Source organism: Bacillus sp. M6-12, assembly GCF_002860285.1.
Lineage (GTDB): Bacteria > Bacillota > Bacilli > Bacillales > DSM-1321 > Peribacillus.
Genome location: NZ_PGVF01000001.1, coordinates 559,445 through 576,385, shown reverse-complemented (window position 1 = coordinate 576,385; position 16,941 = coordinate 559,445). Strand labels below are relative to the sequence as shown.

Sequence of the window (16,941 nt, the reverse complement as noted above, 5' to 3'; positions counted from 1 at the left end):
AGGTCTCTTTTTTTATGCCTTTGCCAATTCTCCAATCATACCTAAAGAAATCAGTATGCTTAGTTCTACTTTTACCATCGTTTCAGGCGTTACTTCCCCAATTTTTCGCCCTAATCGTGCTTTAGATAGAGCTTTCATCTGTTCTGATTTCACTGTTCCAGTAATAGACTTTTCAGTATAAGCAAAAGAATCAACATGTAATTTGACATGTGTCGGCAACATTTCTTCACCGTTAGAAATCGGGTCTACGGTAACAATAGGTGAGTTTCGGTTTCCTTTATCATTGGAAACAATCAAAACTGGTCGTATTTTATTTAATTCACAACCAACATTTTCACCCATATTACAAGTCCAGATTTCACCTTTTCTTGGATAAATCTCTTTTACCATTCTCTCCTTAATCGTCAAATCCATCATTTCACCAGCCCATGAAATGATATTCTTAAATCTGTCTTTATCCGATTCTTTCACGTTCATGATAAAATTTAATTTGTCGCTAAGTTCATAAATATTTTGTTCCATTTCCAGTTCCTCCCTAAGTAAGCTATTTATTAGCAAAACACCTTGTATATAAATAAATATTCATATATTCTATACATTTTTCCATACTGAAATAACGAAAAAAAGAACTCCCCATACATTTAGGGAGTTCTTCTCTTTAGGAAACTTTTACGCAAATCATCTTTAGTGCTATCATCTATTTTTTGTGCTTCATTATTTTCAAGTCTTTCTTCGTCAGCTAATCGTTTTAAATGACCGATTGCTTCTTTTTGTTCTACTTCTACTGTTTGTGGCTCTTCTGCCTTATGTTGAACTTCTTCTACCTTCTTCTCCACTTCTGTTTCTGTTGTATGAACCATTTCGTTTTCTTGTGGTGAAGAAGTTTCTTCCATCATTTCTTGTTGATTCTTTTCTTGTGGCACTTCAACTGTTTTTTGAATGATAGCCCCTTCATTTGGATTCATCTTTGATTCAACAGAAGGGGGAGGGGAGTTTCGATTTTCCTTAACTGAATTATCCATGTCCATTCTTTGTTGATAAGGAGAAGTGGGTTGAGTTTGTGACATTTGTACAGGTGGTATCCATTGTGATTGTCCAACCTCTTGTGTAACAGGATTTCCAATAATGGATTGAATTTGTACGAAATGAGATAACGCATCCTGCAAGTCCTTATTTGGATTTTTGGTTCGCTGTAATTTCTCATATATCGCTTCACAAACGAACCGAGACATATTTGGCATGGACTCAATTTCAGGAAGAATAGATTCAAACTCCCTGGATACTGAAAAGGTGAGCCGAGGGGTTTTGTTTCCCTCAACTCGAACAGCTACCTTATTTTCATTCTCCACATCTTTTCCCTCCTACTTGTCCATTAAAGAAGTAATGAAAAACCTTCTGCGTTATCCCAAACACCAGTCTCACTAATGATTACATCTTCACCAAAAACTTCTTTGATTTCATCTGTTAGAGAAAGACTTCCACCGCCCACAAAAATGAAATCCATATTTTCTAAATCCCAACCTTTTGATTTAAGGTTAGTGTAGATTCCTTTTACATGTTCTAAGACAATTTTCAAGATAAGTTTATGGCTTTTTTCTTTATCCTTTTTAATAAACCATTGACTTTTATCTTGGGTCATAAATTGTTCAACATGAATTTCTTGGAGGTTAGATTCAAAGGCTTTATTTAATTGAAGCTGAATCGTTTTATACAACGTATTCATTCCTGACTTCGTTGTTACGTCTGTTCCTGGAATAATATCTTTTCCGTTATATTGACAGCAGTTTGCATTTAAACCACCAATATCAATAACTGCAAAAATCTTATTTTTATATTTAGCGATATTTTTGAATAGGTATCCTGATGTTTCAGGTAAAGCATTGATTTCAACGATGGTAAATGTCTTTTTCTCACCGTTGACGGTAATAGTAACTTCTCCGTCAGCTTTAATGTAATCCTCATAGGCTTCACGTTGGTCTCTTGACGTATAAACAGATAATGGACAACCAACCATAAGGGCGACTTCATCTCCAGCACTTACAAAATGATGAATAGCAGTATAAATAGAATAGCGGTGAAGTTCTGTTGCTTTCGATGTATCCCAATCAATTTCATTGGCTAATTTACCAATTAGATAACGCTCTCCATTGATTTCGATAGCATACGTTTCATCACCATTAGTAATAGATTCGTCTGTTTCTTCCATTTTTGTACGGAACTTTAATTTATTTAGTTCACCTTTTTCCGTTACTTCCACAGCTTTTGTAGCGTACTTACCACTGTCTACTACCACTTTTCTTAATGTAGGTTCTTTTAATTTTGTCATACCATATGTACCTCCTTGGTAATTATGTAGTCTTCAATGTACAGAGATGCCTCTAATCTCTAAACACAAATTTATCGTACCACTGAATCTAAGAAAATACAACTAATATAAGAAATATATTCCTAAAAATTCAAAAAAAGATTGATAGTTTCTCATAAAAAAAGGGGTAAAAGGTAAGAAAAAAGTATGAACATTTTAAAAAGAGGGAAAATCAATAGACAAACGTCTTTGAAGGCAACTGTCATTGACTATAAGCGACAAAAGTCGTATAATTTCTTTATATCTATAAAAAAGCTGAATACATTAAAAAGATAGTAAAATGTGAAAGGAGATTGGATATGAATAGACGTTACTTTCTTTTTGAAAACGGAAAGATTAAAGAAACACCTGAAGTTATCGTTAGTGAAGGTGAAAAACTATATTTCCATAAATCTTTAAGAAACTTTTTAGAACTAAATGATGAACTAAAAAAATTGAGCTTTTTATGTAATGGGGTATATGTTTCTTTCTCTGAATCAGACATGGAGATTTTCTTCTTTAAACGTGATTCATTAGAGTTATTTACCAAACTACAATTATCATCTGAACCGTATTCATTAGAAGTCAATGAACGATTAAAAGATTACCTCTGTTCAATAGAGGATTAATAAAAAGGAGAGAGTACAATTGAAAAATCAACAACAAGGAAAAAATCAAAAAGCACCAAAGAAAAAGAAGAAAAAACAACTGGCAAAAGTTCTAACCATTACCATGCTTATTGTCATGTTAGCAAGTTCACTGTTATCTGGTCTTGCCTTCTTAATGTAAAGAGGTGAGTTGCCATCTTACATGTGAAAAACTTAAGAAAAGAATATAACGACTTTCTCTTAAAAGATATTAGCTTTGATATTGAAGAAGGTGACGTGGTGGGGTTTGTTGGACAAAATGGTGCTGGTAAATCGACAACCATGAAACTAATCTTAAATATGCTAAAGAAAGATGGAGGAGACATTGAAATATTTGGTCTCGACCATATGAAACATGAAGAGGAAATCAAGGACAGAATAGGATTTGTATTTGATTCTAATTATTTTTATGAAGATTTACGTATTGATGAAAGCGTTCAGTTCTTTTCTGCATTTTATGAGAAATGGGACAATCAATTAATCAATTATTATCTTCAAACATTTGAGCTAAACCCGAAAAAGAAAATTAAAGAATTATCTAAAGGAATGAAAATGAAATTCGCTTTAGCTGTTTCTCTTTCACATGATGCTGATTTCTATTTAATGGATGAAGCCTCAACAGGGCTTGACCCTTTAAGCAGGGAACAATTGCTGGATATCATTTTAGAAATTAATAAAACAAAGAACAAAACCTTTTTATTTTCCAGCCATATTATTTCGGACATTGAAAAGATTGCGAATAAAATTATTTTTATTCATGATGGCGAAATCATTATGAATGGAACAAAGAAGGAAATTAAAGAACGCTTTTACTCCGTAAAAGGCAATTTAGAAGATTTCCATGAAAAAGTAGCAGAATTAAGTGTTGGTTATAAGAAATGGGAAGATTTCTTTGTAGGACTAATTTCAAAAGAGCATAAACCAGTATTTGAAGAAATGAATCTTCAAATTGAACCAGCTTCTTTAGAGGATATTATTATCTTTCACACAAGGGGGAAATCGAATGAAAAAACATTTGAAATTATTTAAAAAAGATTTCCTTCTGCAGAAAAAGACGATTCCGTTGACTGCTATTCTGGTTTTGGCATTGTTATTTTTAAACAAAACGCCACCGAATGACGGATTACTAATTAACTTTAACTTCATTACTTCCATTTTTATCATTTCAACCATGATAGTTACAACCAGTATGATACACGATGATAAAAACAATGTCTTAATGATGTTAAGTGGTTTACCTATTAAGCGTAAAACTCTGGTTGCTAATCGTTATTTTTTTACCAATATTGTAACCATTCTATCTTCTATTGTATTAGGTATTGTCTTTATTGTTGGCGATAACGTGTTAGGGGATTCACCGCTGATTTCAGATATATATTTGTCGGATGTTTTCTTTTCCCTTGCTATTGTCAACTTTTATTTTTCCAGTATCTTTCCGTTATTCTTCAAATTCGGATACGCAAAAACACAAATGTTTAACATGGTAATTATCATGGTGCTTATGGGAATTACATTGATTTCGGTTAATATGATTCCTGAACCGCAACAGGTGACAACAACACAAGTAGTACAAAAAGAAGTTTCTGGAACAACTGCTGGTATCATTATGATGGGGTTGTCCTTTATAGCTTCCTATTTTTCTTACAAACTATCGGTGTGGCTATTTAAAACAAGAGAATTTTAATCAAGCAGTAGAGATAAGCTCTCTACTGTTTTTCTTGTTGGACAACTAACTCATTGACTATTGTCAATAATTGAGCTATCATAAAAATAGATTGGAAGTAAAAGGAGAGATAGTGTGAAACGAGTTTTAATTGCGGATGACGCAAATTTTATGAGAATGATGATTAGAAATATTTTAGTAAAACATGGATACGAAATAGTGGGGGAAGCAGTAAATGGAGTAGATGCAGTCGAAAAATACAAACAGCTTGAACCAGATTTTGTAACGATGGATATTACTATGCCTGAATGTAATGGAATTGATGCGGTAAGAACGATTAAAGCGTTATATCCTAATGCAAAAATCATTATGGTGTCTGCAATGGGGCAACAAAGTATGGTTATGGATGCCATTCAAGCAGGGGCGAAGGACTTTATTGTAAAGCCATTTAATGAAGAGAAAATTTTAGAGAGTGTAAGTAAATTATAAAATAGCAAAAAAAGCAAACCGACTATGAAGGTGTCATAATCGGTTTTTTCTTATTCTATCGTATATTTAATTTCTCCTTTTACTTCATCGAACGTATAATCAATTTTTTTGTCTTTCAATAATTTTAGAAACTCTTCGTTTTGCTTTTCTTTTAATGTGTTTTCTACATCAATAAGTGCATTTACCTCATTGATTAGTTCATCTTGGGTAGAAGAGTTATTAAAGGAAGCGAGAATCGTTTCTGTTAGACGAATGGAATTGTTTAAGCGTTCTTCTGTAACAGAATAGAAATCTAAAATCTCTTCTTCTTTAAAAATACCTTTTTGTTCAGAGAGATAGGCAGATAACTGTGTTTTCGTTTTTAAAGACGAATTGAGTGTTTTCTCAAAAGAGAATTTATTTAATTTGTTATCGAAGTAGAGATTTAAACTACCAAGTTCCTTGCTGGTTTCAGAAGCTAACATACTATTTACAACATTAGAAGCGTCAATAGCTGTTTTTAAAGGGCTTTTTTCTGAGTTATCAGAAGTAGTATCCTTCTCTTTATCCTCACCTTCATCAGAGGTAACAGGTGTAATTTGACCTACGTCATCCGAACCTGGCTGATAAGCCCCTGTTTCTGTTGGCGTTGGTGTTTCAGTTTGAACAGGGTTGGTTATTGTGTCTGTCGGTGTTTCATTTGGTGTCTCCTGTACAATTTTATTTGTATCAGGTTCAATAAAAGCGAAATACACATCTTTAACCGTATAACCAAAAAAGACAACAATAGCAATTGCTCCTGCAATTTTTAGCGTCTTCCATGTTCCGTATTTCTTTACTTTACCAGGCATGTCCACTTTTTCTTTAATAACGGTCTTAATATCAAAGTCTTCTTCACGATTAGACGAATTGATATTGAACTCTTTGTAATTTTTATGTTCTTCTACTTCAACAGGAATAATCTTTCCATCTTCATATTTCATATATTCCTTGTTTCCCTTTTTCTTCATTTTTCCAAAAATGTTCATACATCTTTCACTCCTTTCTTATTAACCATTTTCTATATCATATGTTCGTTTTTCAAAATAATAAATAAAAAAAGCGTAGCCTATTGGCTACACTATGCGATTTCCTCATTCGATTCAAGTTCTTCAAAAACATATCCCTTAATGAAATCCAATGTAATTTCATAATGAGTTTGTTTAGAAGAAGGCATTTCATAAATGACATCTAACATAACTTCTTCGATAATGGAACGAAGACCTCTTGCTCCAATCCCTTTTTCATAAGCGATAGTTGCTATTTCAATAATCGCTTCATTTGTAAAATGTAAAGACTTCCCTTGTAATTCAAATAAGGTTTGATATTCTTTGATAATACTATTTTCAGATTCTTGCAAGATGGCTACAAGGTCTTTAATTTCAAGAGGATGCAAATTAGAAACAACAGAGAAGCGACCTAAAAATTCTGGAATTAATCCGAATTTCTTTAAATCTTCAACAGATATATTTTCTCTGTATTTCTTTAACAATTCAGCATCTTCTTCTTTTTTGCTGGAAGAAGCAACTGCTCCAAATCCAATAGTAGGTTTATTGGAATCTTTCAGTCTTTCAGCAACAATTTCTTCAATTCCCATAAATGCTCCTCCTGCAATAAACAGGATATCTTCGGTATTAATTTCGTGCATAGGTTGACCTGGATGTTTTCTTCCACCCTGCATAGGGACTCGAATGTTATGACCTTCTACTAATTTCAATAAGCCTTGTTGAACACCCTCACCAGATACATCTCTGGTAATGGAAACATTTTGGCTTTTCTTCGCTACTTTATCTATTTCATCAATGTAGATAATCCCAATTTGAGCTAATTCAAGATTGTAATTGCTTGAACGTATTAAACCTAAGACTAAATTCTCTACATCTTCACCTACATAACCAGCTTCAGTTAAAGACGTAGCATCACCAATGGAGAAGGGAACACCTACAATATTTGCTAAAGTTTGAGCCATAAGCGTTTTTCCAGTACCAGAAAGACCAGTTAGCAGGATATTGGTTTTACCTAACTTTTTCCCTGTAGCTTTCAAGTAAGCCTTATTTTTAATTCGTATATAGTGCTTATATATTTCAGTGGCTAACACTTTTTTTGCTTGGTCTTGACCAATGACGACTTTATCCATTTCTTTTTTGATTTCTTGTGGTGTTAGCATTGGAACTTCAAAAGTTGGTTCTTTATCTTCATCCTCTTCATTTACGTCTAATTTATCTACACAGTGAGGACAAACATGAATTTTTCCATGTTGACTTTCAAATGGAATTAAAGTTTTGTCTTCATCGCAAAAATAACATGATTTTTTCATCATTGTTCCCCCTAAAAGTAAAACGATTGGTGTAATCATATCATAAAGAAATTTTTCTGTAAATTATTTTTTACCAATGTTTATATCCTAACGCTATTTGTGGTATAAAATAGTCTGTTTTCATTGACTAAAGTCAATAAAATAAGTAAAATAAAAAGAAAGAGATACAATGAAAGAAGGGGTAAGGTTGAGGTATTTAATTGAAGAAGACCCGAACGGAAAGTATATGGTTAAGTATTCTTATTTAGAGAAATCCAAAGAACCACTGGTAGACATTCTTCGAGCATGGGAAACAGATGTGGTTGCAGACATTCGCCCTGAACTTATCAGAGATGAATTTGGTGTAAAAGTGTCAGAATTGAAAGCGATTCTTGCAGATTGTTTATTGAGATACGGGTTTCAGCAAGAACAATGGATTCGGATAAATATTATCAATGTCATGTAAAGAAAGAATGAGACAACACAAAAAAAGAGCCATCAAAAATGGCTCTCTTTTTATTATTTTGTTGTACTTACCATACGGTAATAATCCTTATGGATAAAGTTCAGTATTTCATCTATATCCTTCACCAGAAGATTTAGGACAGTCGTTGTTGCTTTTAGATGTTTATCCGTAACAGAAATTACAATTCGGAAATCAATATTGTAAACTTCATGGGTTTCATTGAAATAAAACTTAGACGTTTCCAATTTGATGTACTTATCCAATCTAAATTGTTTTTCTGCTCTTGCTACCATGTCTTTCATAATTGCGTTTAGCTTCAATTGAGCATACTTTTCTACGAATCCATCTTTCAAGAGTTTACGTGCTTCTCTATCCGTTAGTCGGAACTCTCTCTTGATAAAGTCAAGATTGATACCAAATTTGCGGATAATTACAACCCCACCATCTTTAGGAGAAGATTCCGTAGTGAAATATTTTTGACCTTTACGTTCCAAAGCGTTAGATAGCTTCTTTTGGAAATCAGCATACATCTTCTTTAGAACTGCAGTGTTTGTGTATTTATCAAAAGAAACCAATACAGATTCAAATGATTCCACTGTCACTGTGTCATTAATCAACTTTGCATATACCGCTTCTTCATAATCAGAAGAATTGATAGAGGATAGCAAACCGTTATAAATCAAAGGATTTTGTTTGTTCTGCATAAGAACATTTTTTAATTCCAAAACATTCTTACCCATTTCACTCAAAAGTCCCATTTCTTTCTCCAAAGTCTTTACTGTCATATAAAATCTCTCCCTTTTTCTCACGTTTTAAGTAAAAACACCTGTTTTATCAAATACATCTTATTTTATACGAAGAAAAGATTGGATATTCAGTATCCTTTTGAGGGGGATAAATAAAATAGGGGAGCACCACAAATGATTGCTCCTTTTCTCTTATAGAATGAAGTTTGTTTTCAATCATAATAAACAATAGAAACAGTTATAATAACAATGTTAGATTCATTTTATTGTCATTTATAATTTACAAAAATGTATTTTTGTGATATAATGATAGAACTAATAGTGAATTTAAAAATCGTTCATATAGAAAATAAACAGAATAGAGGTGGAAGAAAAATGGATTTATCTATGTTAGAAATTCCAAAAGCGAAAATAACACAATTCAACAAGAAAGGTATTTTTACCGTAGAAGATTTAGCAAGATTCTTCCCACGCAAATACTACGATTTTAGAACCATTACTCCAATTAGAGATGTAAAAGATGGTGAATATATGGCAGTAGTAGGGGAAGTAGAGGAAGTAACAGCTAAGAGTAATATGGTACGTGCTAAAGTAAAGGATAAATCAGGAGCAAGAATGTACATTACTTGGTTTCATCAAGTGTATGTTGCTAAGATTCTAAAAAAGGGACAAAACTATATCTTTTGCGGAAAGATTCAAATTAACCAAGAATACAATTCCAGACAAATGACTGCTCCTTTGTATTGGGGTGCAGATATTAAAGCCTATCAGAGAATCATACCTGTTTATTCTAAAATTCAAGGAATGTCTGATGATTTTCTTCAAAAGTCCATTGATTCTGCTTTAGCGTTAGCAGACAAGACCGATTACTTAGAACCACTTATGTTGGATAAGTTTAGAGTCCCGAAAAACTCTGTTGCGTTACGTGCAATGCACCAACCAAAAGAAGACAATGAATTAAAAATTGCTCAAAAACGATTTATTTTTGATGATTTGTTTCTTTTTGCTATGCAGTTGATAGATAGACAGCAAGGAATGGAAACGAAAACTCCTTTTGTGATGCCTACTTGTAATACAATTGAAGGTTTTATGAAACGATTACCATTTGACTTAACCGATGGACAGCGACAAGCTCTTCGTTCCATTTATATTAAAATGAGAAAAGGAGAAAAAGTAAATGCGTTAGTTCAGGGTGATGTTGGTTCTGGTAAAACGATTGTGGCAATTATTTTAATGTTGATTTCTGCAGAGAATGGTTTTCAATCTGTGCTAATGGCTCCAACTACAGTATTAGCAAAACAGCACTATCTTGACCTGGTAGAAAAAACAGAAGGAATGGGCTACAAAGTAGGGTTCTTATCAGGAGACATGAAGGCGAAAGAAAAGAAAGAGGTTATGAAGGGAATTGAAAGCGGAGAAATTCAATTAGTGGTTGGAACTCATTCTGTCATCAGTAAAGCTGTAACCTTTAAGAACTTAGCCTTAACCATTGTTGATGAAGAACATCGATTTGGTGTCGTTCAACGAAATGAACTGAATGAAAAATCAAAAGATGGGGTTCATCAAGTAACTATGAGTGCTACTCCGATTCCAAGAACTTTGGCATTAAGTATTTATGGAGAAAATGTAGATGTTCTAACGATTACGACCATGCCGAAAGGAAGAAAGCCTGTTCAAACCCTTCAAATTACGAATGAAGAAAAGGCGTATGAGGCGATGTATCGCCAAATCAAAGAAGGTAGACAGTGTTATGTGGTTTGTCCATTGATTGAGGATTCTGAATCTGAGGCTTTAGCAGAAGTCGATTCTGTTGAGCGTACCTATGATAAAATGAAAAAGTTCTTTGCTAAATATCCAGAAGTAAACATTGCGATGATTTCAGGAAAAATGAAACAAGCCGAAATTGCAGAAGAGATTGCTAAATTTTCACGAAACGAATATCAGATTATTATTTCTACCACGATTATTGAGGTAGGGGTAAACGTACCTAACTCAACCGTTATCCTCATTAAAAATGCAGAGCGGTTTGGATTAGCACAACTTCATCAGTTAAGAGGAAGGGTAGGAAGGGGCAGTCACCAATCTTATTGTGTCCTCTTATCTAAAGAGAACGGTAATGCAAAATTGCAAGCTATGTGTGAAACAACCAATGGATTCAAAATAGCGGAGAGAGATTTAGAGCTTCGTGGAACTGGTGATTTCATTGGTACAAAACAATCTGGAAATAACAAATATGTAATGTTGATGTTATCGTATCCAAAATTCTTTGAAAAAGTGAAAAAAGAAGTGAAGGATATTTACGGAAACTCAACCAGAATATCTCGATATAAAAAGTTAAACGAACTGGATATAAGTGATAAATAAGGAGGGGAAACCCTCCTTTTATTTTTAGAAGGAGAGTGAATTAAATTGTTGACGAAAATATTGAAAAACGATGACCATTTTATATCCTGTAATTCATCCTATTCTCGTTTTGAATATAAAGATAAAGAGAAAAACTATACCATTCGTATAGGAAAAACATTTAATGTTTTTAAAGATATTCCTGTATCTCTGGAATTTCCAGAAAGTATTATATGGGAAACACCACTATGGTTTAGAGAATTAGTCAAAAAAGTAGAAGATGCTTATTATGAGAAATATAAAGATAAGTACAAAGAAAAAAGAAAAAACATCTCTTTGAGTATGCTATTATTCCTTTATTCTATTATTCAAGAAGATGTAGATGAAGGATATGATATGGACAATGAGTTTTCTATTTATTTAAAAGGAGAAAGTATTCTTAGAAAAGATATAGATTTTGTGACATGGAAAAAAGAGTGGAAATCTTCCTTTCCTGCATTCCAAAATTATCTACAACAATATGGATACAAAGTCAAAGTCGTAGAAGAAAATCACTATGAACGATATTTTGAGATTTATACGGTGGATAATGCTTCTTAAAAACAATCTTTATTTGTTTGAGGATGTATTTATAAAACAGAGAGGTCGTTTACATTGACTATAATCAATGATATAATATTGGAAAGAAAGTTAGGTTAAGGAAAGGAGTGTTTTTATAACATGACATTAAAAGGCAAAGAACTAAAAAGGCTGTTACCATCAAGTACAAGAGAAAGTTATTTATCTGCTCTACGTGACTTTACTAAAATGACGATTGATAATCCATCTTTTTTTGAAAAATCTTCTGAAGAACAAAGAGAAATAGCAATGGCAACTATTCAAGAACATAAAGTTAGAGGAAAACAAGCAAAAGAAGAATAAGAGAAGTGATGATTTTGAATAAAGACAAATAAAACCTGTATCCATGCTTACAAGAGCGAAAAGAAGATACAGGTTTTTATATTTATTCGGATTGTTGTTGTTTGGATTCAAACTCTTTCCGCTTTTCTTCATAAATAGGTATAATGTTTTGATACATAGTATTTAATGCTTCTGTAACCAATGGTGTGTCATCCTCAATTAATTGCAACTCCATTAAAGAGGTTTCATGAATAGATTGTTCCATTGCTCCTACTAAACAATCTAATTCAACAAAAGAAAGCTCTTGAATTACTTCTTCTATTTTATTAATTCCCTTTAATTTTTTTATAAGGGAATGAAATACTTCTTGAATCATGTTCCAGTAATCCATTTCTTTTTTATTCTTTTTGGCTACTGCTTCATGATACAATTCCTTCGTTTCTCTTTGTTCCTTTAGTAAGACACGAATTAACACATGAATTTCTTGTGGAAGAATACGCATTTTAGCAGTAATCCCACTTTCACCCATGAGTTTAAGCACAATCGCATCTTCTTTTTTTGTATGTTTGTCATTTGGATTGGAAAAAGGAATAAGATTTCCCACATTGTCACTCCTCACTATATACAACCTTTATTATAACATAAAAAAGAAAAAGACTCCAATGATGGTTTTTACAGAATAATCAAAGCATTATAGCCCCTATTTATTTTTATAGCAATTATTTTTCCTCCGTATAATCTAAAAACGGCTTTAACCAAGCCTTTCAGAATTGGAGGAATCATAATGAGAGCCACTGTTAAAGAAGAAATCATGGTCTTTTTATTAGATAGTAAATCAAAAGAAAGAAAGAAGCCAATTAAAAAAAGAGACCTTGAACGGTATTTAAAAATCAACCATGAAGACAAATGGGAATTTTATCAATCCTTAAAAGAATTGGAAAAAGAAGAGATTCTTGCTGTTTCCAAGCGAAATCGAATTTCCTTGAAGAATGACAATGTAGTAGTAGGCAAGTTTTACTATAACCCAAAAGGATATGGATTTATTGTTTCATCTAATGACAAAAAAGATGTGTATTTTATATCTAATACTCATATCCAACATGCTCTCCATGAAGATGTGGTTATTGCCACAATCTTACCAAATGTAGAAGACAGCAAAAAAGAAGCGGATATCCAAGTAATTATTCAAAGACAATTTGATAAAGTTATTGGTACGTATATCGCAAATGAATCATTTGGGTTTGTTATTCCTGACAACTCTAAAGTAAATATGGATATTTACATTCCTCAAGGTTCAACTTTAGGTGCTAATTCTTATGATAAAGTCATTTGTAAGATTGTGAAATATCCTGAACGAGACCGAAATCCAGAAGGAGAAATTGTGGAAGTCTTAGGATTAAGATTTGAGAGAGGAGTAGACCTTCTTTCTGTTATCAAGGGTCATAATTTACGTGACGAATTTCCTATCAAAGTATTGAATCAAGTGGAGAAATTGTCAGATGATATAAGTGAAGAAGAAATCGCTATCAGAAGAGATTTAAGAAAAGAAACCATTTTCACGATTGATGGTGAAGATTCAAAAGACCTGGATGACGCTGTATCTATTGAAAAGTTAGAGAATGGACATTACCGATTAGGTGTTCATATAGCAGACGTAAGTCATTATGTAAAAGAAAATTCAAAAGTAGACAAGGAAGCATTGGAGCGTGGAACATCTGTTTACTTAGTAGATACAGTTCTTCCTATGTTACCTTTTAAACTATCGAACCACTTATGTAGTTTAAATCCAAACTCTGATAAATTAACACTTTCTGTATCAATGGAGATTAGTGAAAAGGGATTTGTTGTATCTCATGAGATTTTTGAATCCATTATCCGCTCTAAAGCGAAACTTCATTATAATGAGGTTACTGCCTTTTTGAAAGGAGAAAACCCTGCTTTTGAAGAGAAACATGCTGATTTAACAGAATCTCTTCGATTAATGGAAGAATTAGCTCTTATCTTAATGAAGAAAAGAGATGATAGAGGAAATATCGACTTTGACTTTCCAGAAGCAAAAATCATTTTGAATGAAGAAGGGGAAGTCGAAAATGTTAAAAAATACGACAGAGGTATATCAAATCAAATTATTGAAGAGTTTATGATTGTTTGCAATGAAACGGTTGCAGAAACTTTTGTAAAAAACAATATGCCATTTATGTATCGAACTCATGATAACCCAAGAGAAGAAAAGATAAAAGATTTTAATGATTTTATTCAGCTTCATGGATACAAATTGGAAGATGTAGAGAAAGTAGAACCAAAACACTTGCAAGGCATTTTGAAGGAAGTAAAAGGAAAAAAAGAAGAAAAAGCAGTAAATCTTATCCTCTTACAATCCATGCAACAAGCCAGATACTATTCTGTTTGCAAGGGACACTTTGGATTAGCAACAAAGTTCTATTGTCACTTCACATCCCCAATCAGACGTTATCCTGACCTTCAAATTCACCGTATTATCAAAGAATACCTTCATGGTGTATTGACGGAGCAACGTGTGGAACAATTAAATGAAATTGTCGAGCAAAATGCAAAGGTTTGTTCCAGAAAAGAACGCACCGCACAAAAAGCGGAAGAAGAATTATATGACATGAAGAAAGTAGACTTTATGAGAAATAAAATTGGTGAAGAGTTTGAAGGAGTGATTACTGGAATTATGGGTTCTGGTTTTACTGTCACATTAGACAATACCATTGAAGGATTTGTAGGTATTCATTCGTTGAAAGATGATGAATATGAGTTCATTCGCTCAGAACATTCCTTTGTTGGAAAACAAACTGGAAAACGTATTTCTCTTGGAGATAGCTTAAAGATTTCTGTTGAAAAGGTAAAAACAGAATCGAAAGAAATCATGTTTAAAGTGATACAATTTAGCGAATAAGGGATGGGGATAGCTCCATCTCTTTCTTTTTGTCCATTGACTATTGTCAATAAATTAGATATGATAAACGTAGAATATATTTTTTTATTTACTAAATAAAAAGTTACAGTTAGTCCTTTCTATTTTTTTATATAAATTAGAAATGAAGGGAAAGGTGATAGGGTGAAACCACAGTGGCAAGAAGTAAAAGATTATTTGAAGAAACAGTTGAATAGAGAGAATATCGAAAGTCAAGACAGACTTCATATCGAAAGAACACTTGCATTTTTGGAAAAGGAAAACAAAAAGGGCAAAGAGGACTGGAAACTGTTTGTTGAACGTATGAAGCGTAAAATGGCTGATTGGGAAGAACAATATCCAGTAGAAGGCTATCGTTATAGTCTTAAAGAATACAATTCCAATGGATTGAGAAATCTTTCATTGTCTTTAAAAAGTAAAGTCCATTCTACATGGCTAATTGAAATTGATTCATTTCAGAGACCTGAAAATGAAATATATATATCGACTATCGAAACAGATGAAGATGATATATCAATATCTAATTTTAGTGATGTGGATGCCTATATCGAGAAAATGTTCAACAGTAAAAGTTTTGAAGAAACAGTAGCATACTGTATATCAAATAACAAGATTTAGAAAATAAGAATGTTGGCATACTTGCTATACCTTAACATAAGAAAGGAGTGAAAAACGTGAAGAAAAAATCGAAATGGTTACTATTAGCTCTTTCAGCTACTTTAACTGCTGGTATTATGACAGGTTGTTCAAATACTGATAGGGAAAAGGAAGCAACTCAACCAGCAGTCCAAGAATGGAAAGTAGTGGAGGAAACTTCTATTAAGGTGGAAGATACAGAAAAACTTGTTACACAAAATGGAGTGTTAAATGGTTTTCCTGAAAACAATTTAGTTGAGTTTAAGATAAAAAAGGATAATAAAGAAACCCTTCGTGTTTTCCAAATGGGAACGGATATTTACAGCCATCTTTCTAAAGAAAAACCCGATGGAAAGACAGAATTTGTTTTGAACTATCGTGAATCCAAAGATGGAATTACCCATCCTATTTTAACAAAAATCGAGAAAAAATAAGTCCTACGTAATAAATGGCTATTCAAGTAGTCATTTATTTTGTATTTCAAACGAAAAAAGGAGGAAACTATGAGTCACCACCATCATGAACACCACCATAGCCACCACCATCATGATGCATCTCAAATTAGTAAAACAAAGTTATTTTGGGTTGTACTGATGAATTTGCTTATTACTGTTGCAGAATTTATTGGTGGAATTTTATCAGGTAGTTTAGCTTTACTATCCGATGCCTTACACAATTTAAGTGATACCATTGCAATTCTTCTAAGCTACGTTTCTATTCGATTATCTTCTAAATCAGCAAATGAGAGAAAAATGTTTGGATATAAACGTGCTAATATCCTTTCTGCTTTTATTAATTCAGCAGTCTTATTGGCTTTATCTGTTTATTTGTCTTTTGAAGCAGTCCAGCGATTTATCCACCAGGAAACAGTAAATGGAAATACGGTTATTATCGTTTCATTAATAGGATTAGTTGCTAATTTAGTAAGTGTTCTTCTGTTAAGCAAAGATTCTAAGCATAGTTTAAATATCCGCTCGTCATATTTACATTTAATGAGCGATATGGTTTCATCGGTTATTGTTCTCTTTTCAGGAATCATGATTAAATACTTCCATGTTTATTGGATAGACCCTGTGTTCACGATTATCATTAACATTTTGATTGTTAAATCTGTTTATAGTGTATTGAAAGAAAGTATTCATATTTTAATGGAAGGTTCTCCTGAAAACATTTCAATAGAAGAAATGAAGAAAGAATTAAAAACTATTGAAAATGTAATAGATATTACAGAAGTAAAAGCATGGAGTTTAGATGATAACCATATTTGTATCGAATTAAAGATGAAGATAGAGGATATGAAAATCAGCGAATCGAACCAAATTAAACATAAGATTGAACACATTTTAGAAGAGCATTATGGAGCAAGAGATTTCATTATCGAATTCACATCATAAACAGTAGAAATTTTCTACTGTTTTTTTAATGCTCTTGCTATTACTGTCTATTTCATAGTAG

The 16,941-nt window shown here is 32.6% G+C and carries 20 protein-coding genes; 13 read left to right on the top strand and 7 right to left on the bottom strand.

Annotated features, from left to right (window positions below):
• Positions 1 to 12: 12 nt before the first annotated feature.
• The 3 genes from CVD28_RS04090 to parM form a co-directional block, all read right to left on the bottom strand.
• Positions 13 to 522, bottom strand: a complete 510-nt coding sequence (locus tag CVD28_RS04090; protein WP_101591083.1) for a type II toxin-antitoxin system PemK/MazF family toxin — start codon at positions 520 to 522, stop codon at positions 13 to 15.
• A 119-nt stretch (positions 523 to 641) separates the two neighbouring features.
• Positions 642 to 1,349, bottom strand: coding sequence for a hypothetical protein (locus CVD28_RS04085; protein WP_101591082.1), 708 nt, complete (start codon positions 1,347 to 1,349; stop codon positions 642 to 644).
• A gap of 23 nt (positions 1,350 to 1,372) precedes the next feature.
• Positions 1,373 to 2,326: a ParM/StbA family protein gene (parM, locus tag CVD28_RS04080; RefSeq protein WP_101591081.1), complete on the bottom strand. Its 954-nt coding sequence runs from the start codon at positions 2,324 to 2,326 to the stop codon at positions 1,373 to 1,375.
• A gap of 338 nt (positions 2,327 to 2,664) precedes the next feature.
• Here parM and CVD28_RS04075 point away from each other — a divergent pair, with 338 nt between their 5' ends.
• The 5 genes from CVD28_RS04075 (at position 2,665) to CVD28_RS04060 (ending at position 5,143) form a co-directional block, all read left to right on the top strand.
• On the top strand, positions 2,665 to 2,973 hold the full coding sequence (locus tag CVD28_RS04075) for a hypothetical protein (RefSeq protein ID WP_101591080.1): 309 nt from the start codon (positions 2,665 to 2,667) through the stop codon (positions 2,971 to 2,973).
• A gap of 19 nt (positions 2,974 to 2,992) precedes the next feature.
• Positions 2,993 to 3,133: a hypothetical protein gene (locus CVD28_RS27850; protein ID WP_180953911.1), complete on the top strand. Its 141-nt coding sequence runs from the start codon at positions 2,993 to 2,995 to the stop codon at positions 3,131 to 3,133.
• A 23-nt stretch (positions 3,134 to 3,156) separates the two neighbouring features.
• On the top strand, positions 3,157 to 4,020 hold the full coding sequence (locus CVD28_RS04070; protein WP_257985738.1) for an ABC transporter ATP-binding protein: 864 nt from the start codon (positions 3,157 to 3,159) through the stop codon (positions 4,018 to 4,020).
• Positions 3,995 to 4,675, top strand: a complete 681-nt coding sequence (locus tag CVD28_RS04065) for an ABC-2 transporter permease (RefSeq protein ID WP_101591078.1) — start codon at positions 3,995 to 3,997, stop codon at positions 4,673 to 4,675. Before CVD28_RS04070 ends, CVD28_RS04065 begins: the two co-directional genes overlap by 26 nt.
• A 114-nt stretch (positions 4,676 to 4,789) precedes the next feature.
• On the top strand, positions 4,790 to 5,143 hold the full coding sequence (locus CVD28_RS04060; RefSeq protein WP_257985737.1) for a response regulator: 354 nt from the start codon (positions 4,790 to 4,792) through the stop codon (positions 5,141 to 5,143).
• Between the two features lie 50 nt (positions 5,144 to 5,193).
• Here the strand turns inward: CVD28_RS04060 and CVD28_RS04055 are convergent, their stop codons facing one another.
• Together CVD28_RS04055 and clpX are read right to left on the bottom strand one after the other, a co-directional pair.
• On the bottom strand, positions 5,194 to 6,150 hold the full coding sequence (locus CVD28_RS04055) for a hypothetical protein (RefSeq protein ID WP_101591077.1): 957 nt from the start codon (positions 6,148 to 6,150) through the stop codon (positions 5,194 to 5,196).
• Positions 6,151 to 6,242: 92 nt separating this feature from the next.
• Positions 6,243 to 7,478 (bottom strand): ATP-dependent Clp protease ATP-binding subunit ClpX, encoded by a 1,236-nt coding sequence (gene clpX, locus CVD28_RS04050; RefSeq protein ID WP_219621175.1) that lies wholly within the window; start codon positions 7,476 to 7,478, stop codon positions 6,243 to 6,245.
• A 187-nt stretch (positions 7,479 to 7,665) separates the two neighbouring features.
• Here clpX and CVD28_RS04045 point away from each other — a divergent pair, with 187 nt between their 5' ends.
• Positions 7,666 to 7,923 carry a hypothetical protein gene (locus CVD28_RS04045; protein ID WP_142384725.1) on the top strand — a complete coding sequence of 86 codons (258 nt, stop codon included), beginning with the start codon at positions 7,666 to 7,668 and terminating at the stop codon, positions 7,921 to 7,923.
• 53 nt (positions 7,924 to 7,976) lie between these two features.
• Here CVD28_RS04045 and CVD28_RS04040 read toward each other — a convergent pair whose 3' ends face one another.
• Positions 7,977 to 8,708 (bottom strand): hypothetical protein, encoded by a 732-nt coding sequence (locus tag CVD28_RS04040; RefSeq protein WP_101591074.1) that lies wholly within the window; start codon positions 8,706 to 8,708, stop codon positions 7,977 to 7,979.
• A gap of 282 nt (positions 8,709 to 8,990) precedes the next feature.
• On the opposite strand from CVD28_RS04040, the gene CVD28_RS04035 reads away from it, so the two are divergent.
• From CVD28_RS04035 to CVD28_RS04025, 3 genes are all read left to right on the top strand, one after another.
• A complete protein-coding gene (locus CVD28_RS04035; RefSeq protein WP_257985736.1) occupies positions 8,991 to 11,033 on the top strand; it encodes an ATP-dependent DNA helicase RecG in 2,043 nt (680 codons plus the stop codon).
• A 45-nt stretch (positions 11,034 to 11,078) separates the two neighbouring features.
• The gene (locus CVD28_RS04030) at positions 11,079 to 11,612 is read left to right on the top strand and encodes a hypothetical protein (protein WP_101591072.1); all 534 of its coding nucleotides are present in this window, start codon (positions 11,079 to 11,081) and stop codon (positions 11,610 to 11,612) included.
• Between the two features lie 120 nt (positions 11,613 to 11,732).
• Positions 11,733 to 11,933, top strand: a complete 201-nt coding sequence (locus tag CVD28_RS04025) for a hypothetical protein (protein ID WP_101591071.1) — start codon at positions 11,733 to 11,735, stop codon at positions 11,931 to 11,933.
• 82 nt (positions 11,934 to 12,015) lie between these two features.
• Here the strand turns inward: CVD28_RS04025 and CVD28_RS04020 are convergent, their stop codons facing one another.
• Complete coding sequence (locus CVD28_RS04020) at positions 12,016 to 12,516, bottom strand: hypothetical protein (RefSeq protein WP_101591070.1); 501 nt, start codon at positions 12,514 to 12,516, stop codon at positions 12,016 to 12,018.
• A gap of 180 nt (positions 12,517 to 12,696) precedes the next feature.
• Here CVD28_RS04020 and rnr point away from each other — a divergent pair, with 180 nt between their 5' ends.
• The 4 genes from rnr (at position 12,697) to CVD28_RS04000 (ending at position 16,880) form a co-directional block, all read left to right on the top strand.
• Positions 12,697 to 14,832 carry a ribonuclease R gene (gene rnr, locus CVD28_RS04015; RefSeq protein ID WP_219621174.1) on the top strand — a complete coding sequence of 712 codons (2,136 nt, stop codon included), beginning with the start codon at positions 12,697 to 12,699 and terminating at the stop codon, positions 14,830 to 14,832.
• Positions 14,833 to 14,994: 162 nt separating this feature from the next.
• Positions 14,995 to 15,468 (top strand): hypothetical protein, encoded by a 474-nt coding sequence (locus CVD28_RS04010; RefSeq protein WP_101591069.1) that lies wholly within the window; start codon positions 14,995 to 14,997, stop codon positions 15,466 to 15,468.
• Between the two features lie 56 nt (positions 15,469 to 15,524).
• Complete coding sequence (locus CVD28_RS04005) at positions 15,525 to 15,920, top strand: hypothetical protein (RefSeq protein WP_101591068.1); 396 nt, start codon at positions 15,525 to 15,527, stop codon at positions 15,918 to 15,920.
• Between the two features lie 69 nt (positions 15,921 to 15,989).
• Complete coding sequence (locus tag CVD28_RS04000; protein ID WP_101591067.1) at positions 15,990 to 16,880, top strand: cation diffusion facilitator family transporter; 891 nt, start codon at positions 15,990 to 15,992, stop codon at positions 16,878 to 16,880.
• The last annotated feature ends 61 nt before the right edge of the window (positions 16,881 to 16,941 follow it).

Coding starts and splice junctions, on each gene's coding strand:
- CVD28_RS04055 (WP_101591077.1), bottom strand. CDS start 6,150: ATGAACATTTTTGGAAAAATGAAGAAAAAGGGAAACAAGGAATATATG.
- CVD28_RS04075 (WP_101591080.1), top strand. CDS start 2,665: ATGAATAGACGTTACTTTCTTTTTGAAAACGGAAAGATTAAAGAAACA.
- rnr (WP_219621174.1), top strand. CDS start 12,697: ATGAGAGCCACTGTTAAAGAAGAAATCATGGTCTTTTTATTAGATAGT.
- CVD28_RS04090 (WP_101591083.1), bottom strand. CDS start 522: ATGGAACAAAATATTTATGAACTTAGCGACAAATTAAATTTTATCATG.
- CVD28_RS04040 (WP_101591074.1), bottom strand. CDS start 8,708: ATGACAGTAAAGACTTTGGAGAAAGAAATGGGACTTTTGAGTGAAATG.
- CVD28_RS04025 (WP_101591071.1), top strand. CDS start 11,733: ATGACATTAAAAGGCAAAGAACTAAAAAGGCTGTTACCATCAAGTACA.
- CVD28_RS04065 (WP_101591078.1), top strand. CDS start 3,995: ATGAAAAAACATTTGAAATTATTTAAAAAAGATTTCCTTCTGCAGAAA.
- clpX (WP_219621175.1), bottom strand. CDS start 7,478: ATGAAAAAATCATGTTATTTTTGCGATGAAGACAAAACTTTAATTCCA.
- parM (WP_101591081.1), bottom strand. CDS start 2,326: ATGACAAAATTAAAAGAACCTACATTAAGAAAAGTGGTAGTAGACAGT.
- CVD28_RS04000 (WP_101591067.1), top strand. CDS start 15,990: ATGAGTCACCACCATCATGAACACCACCATAGCCACCACCATCATGAT.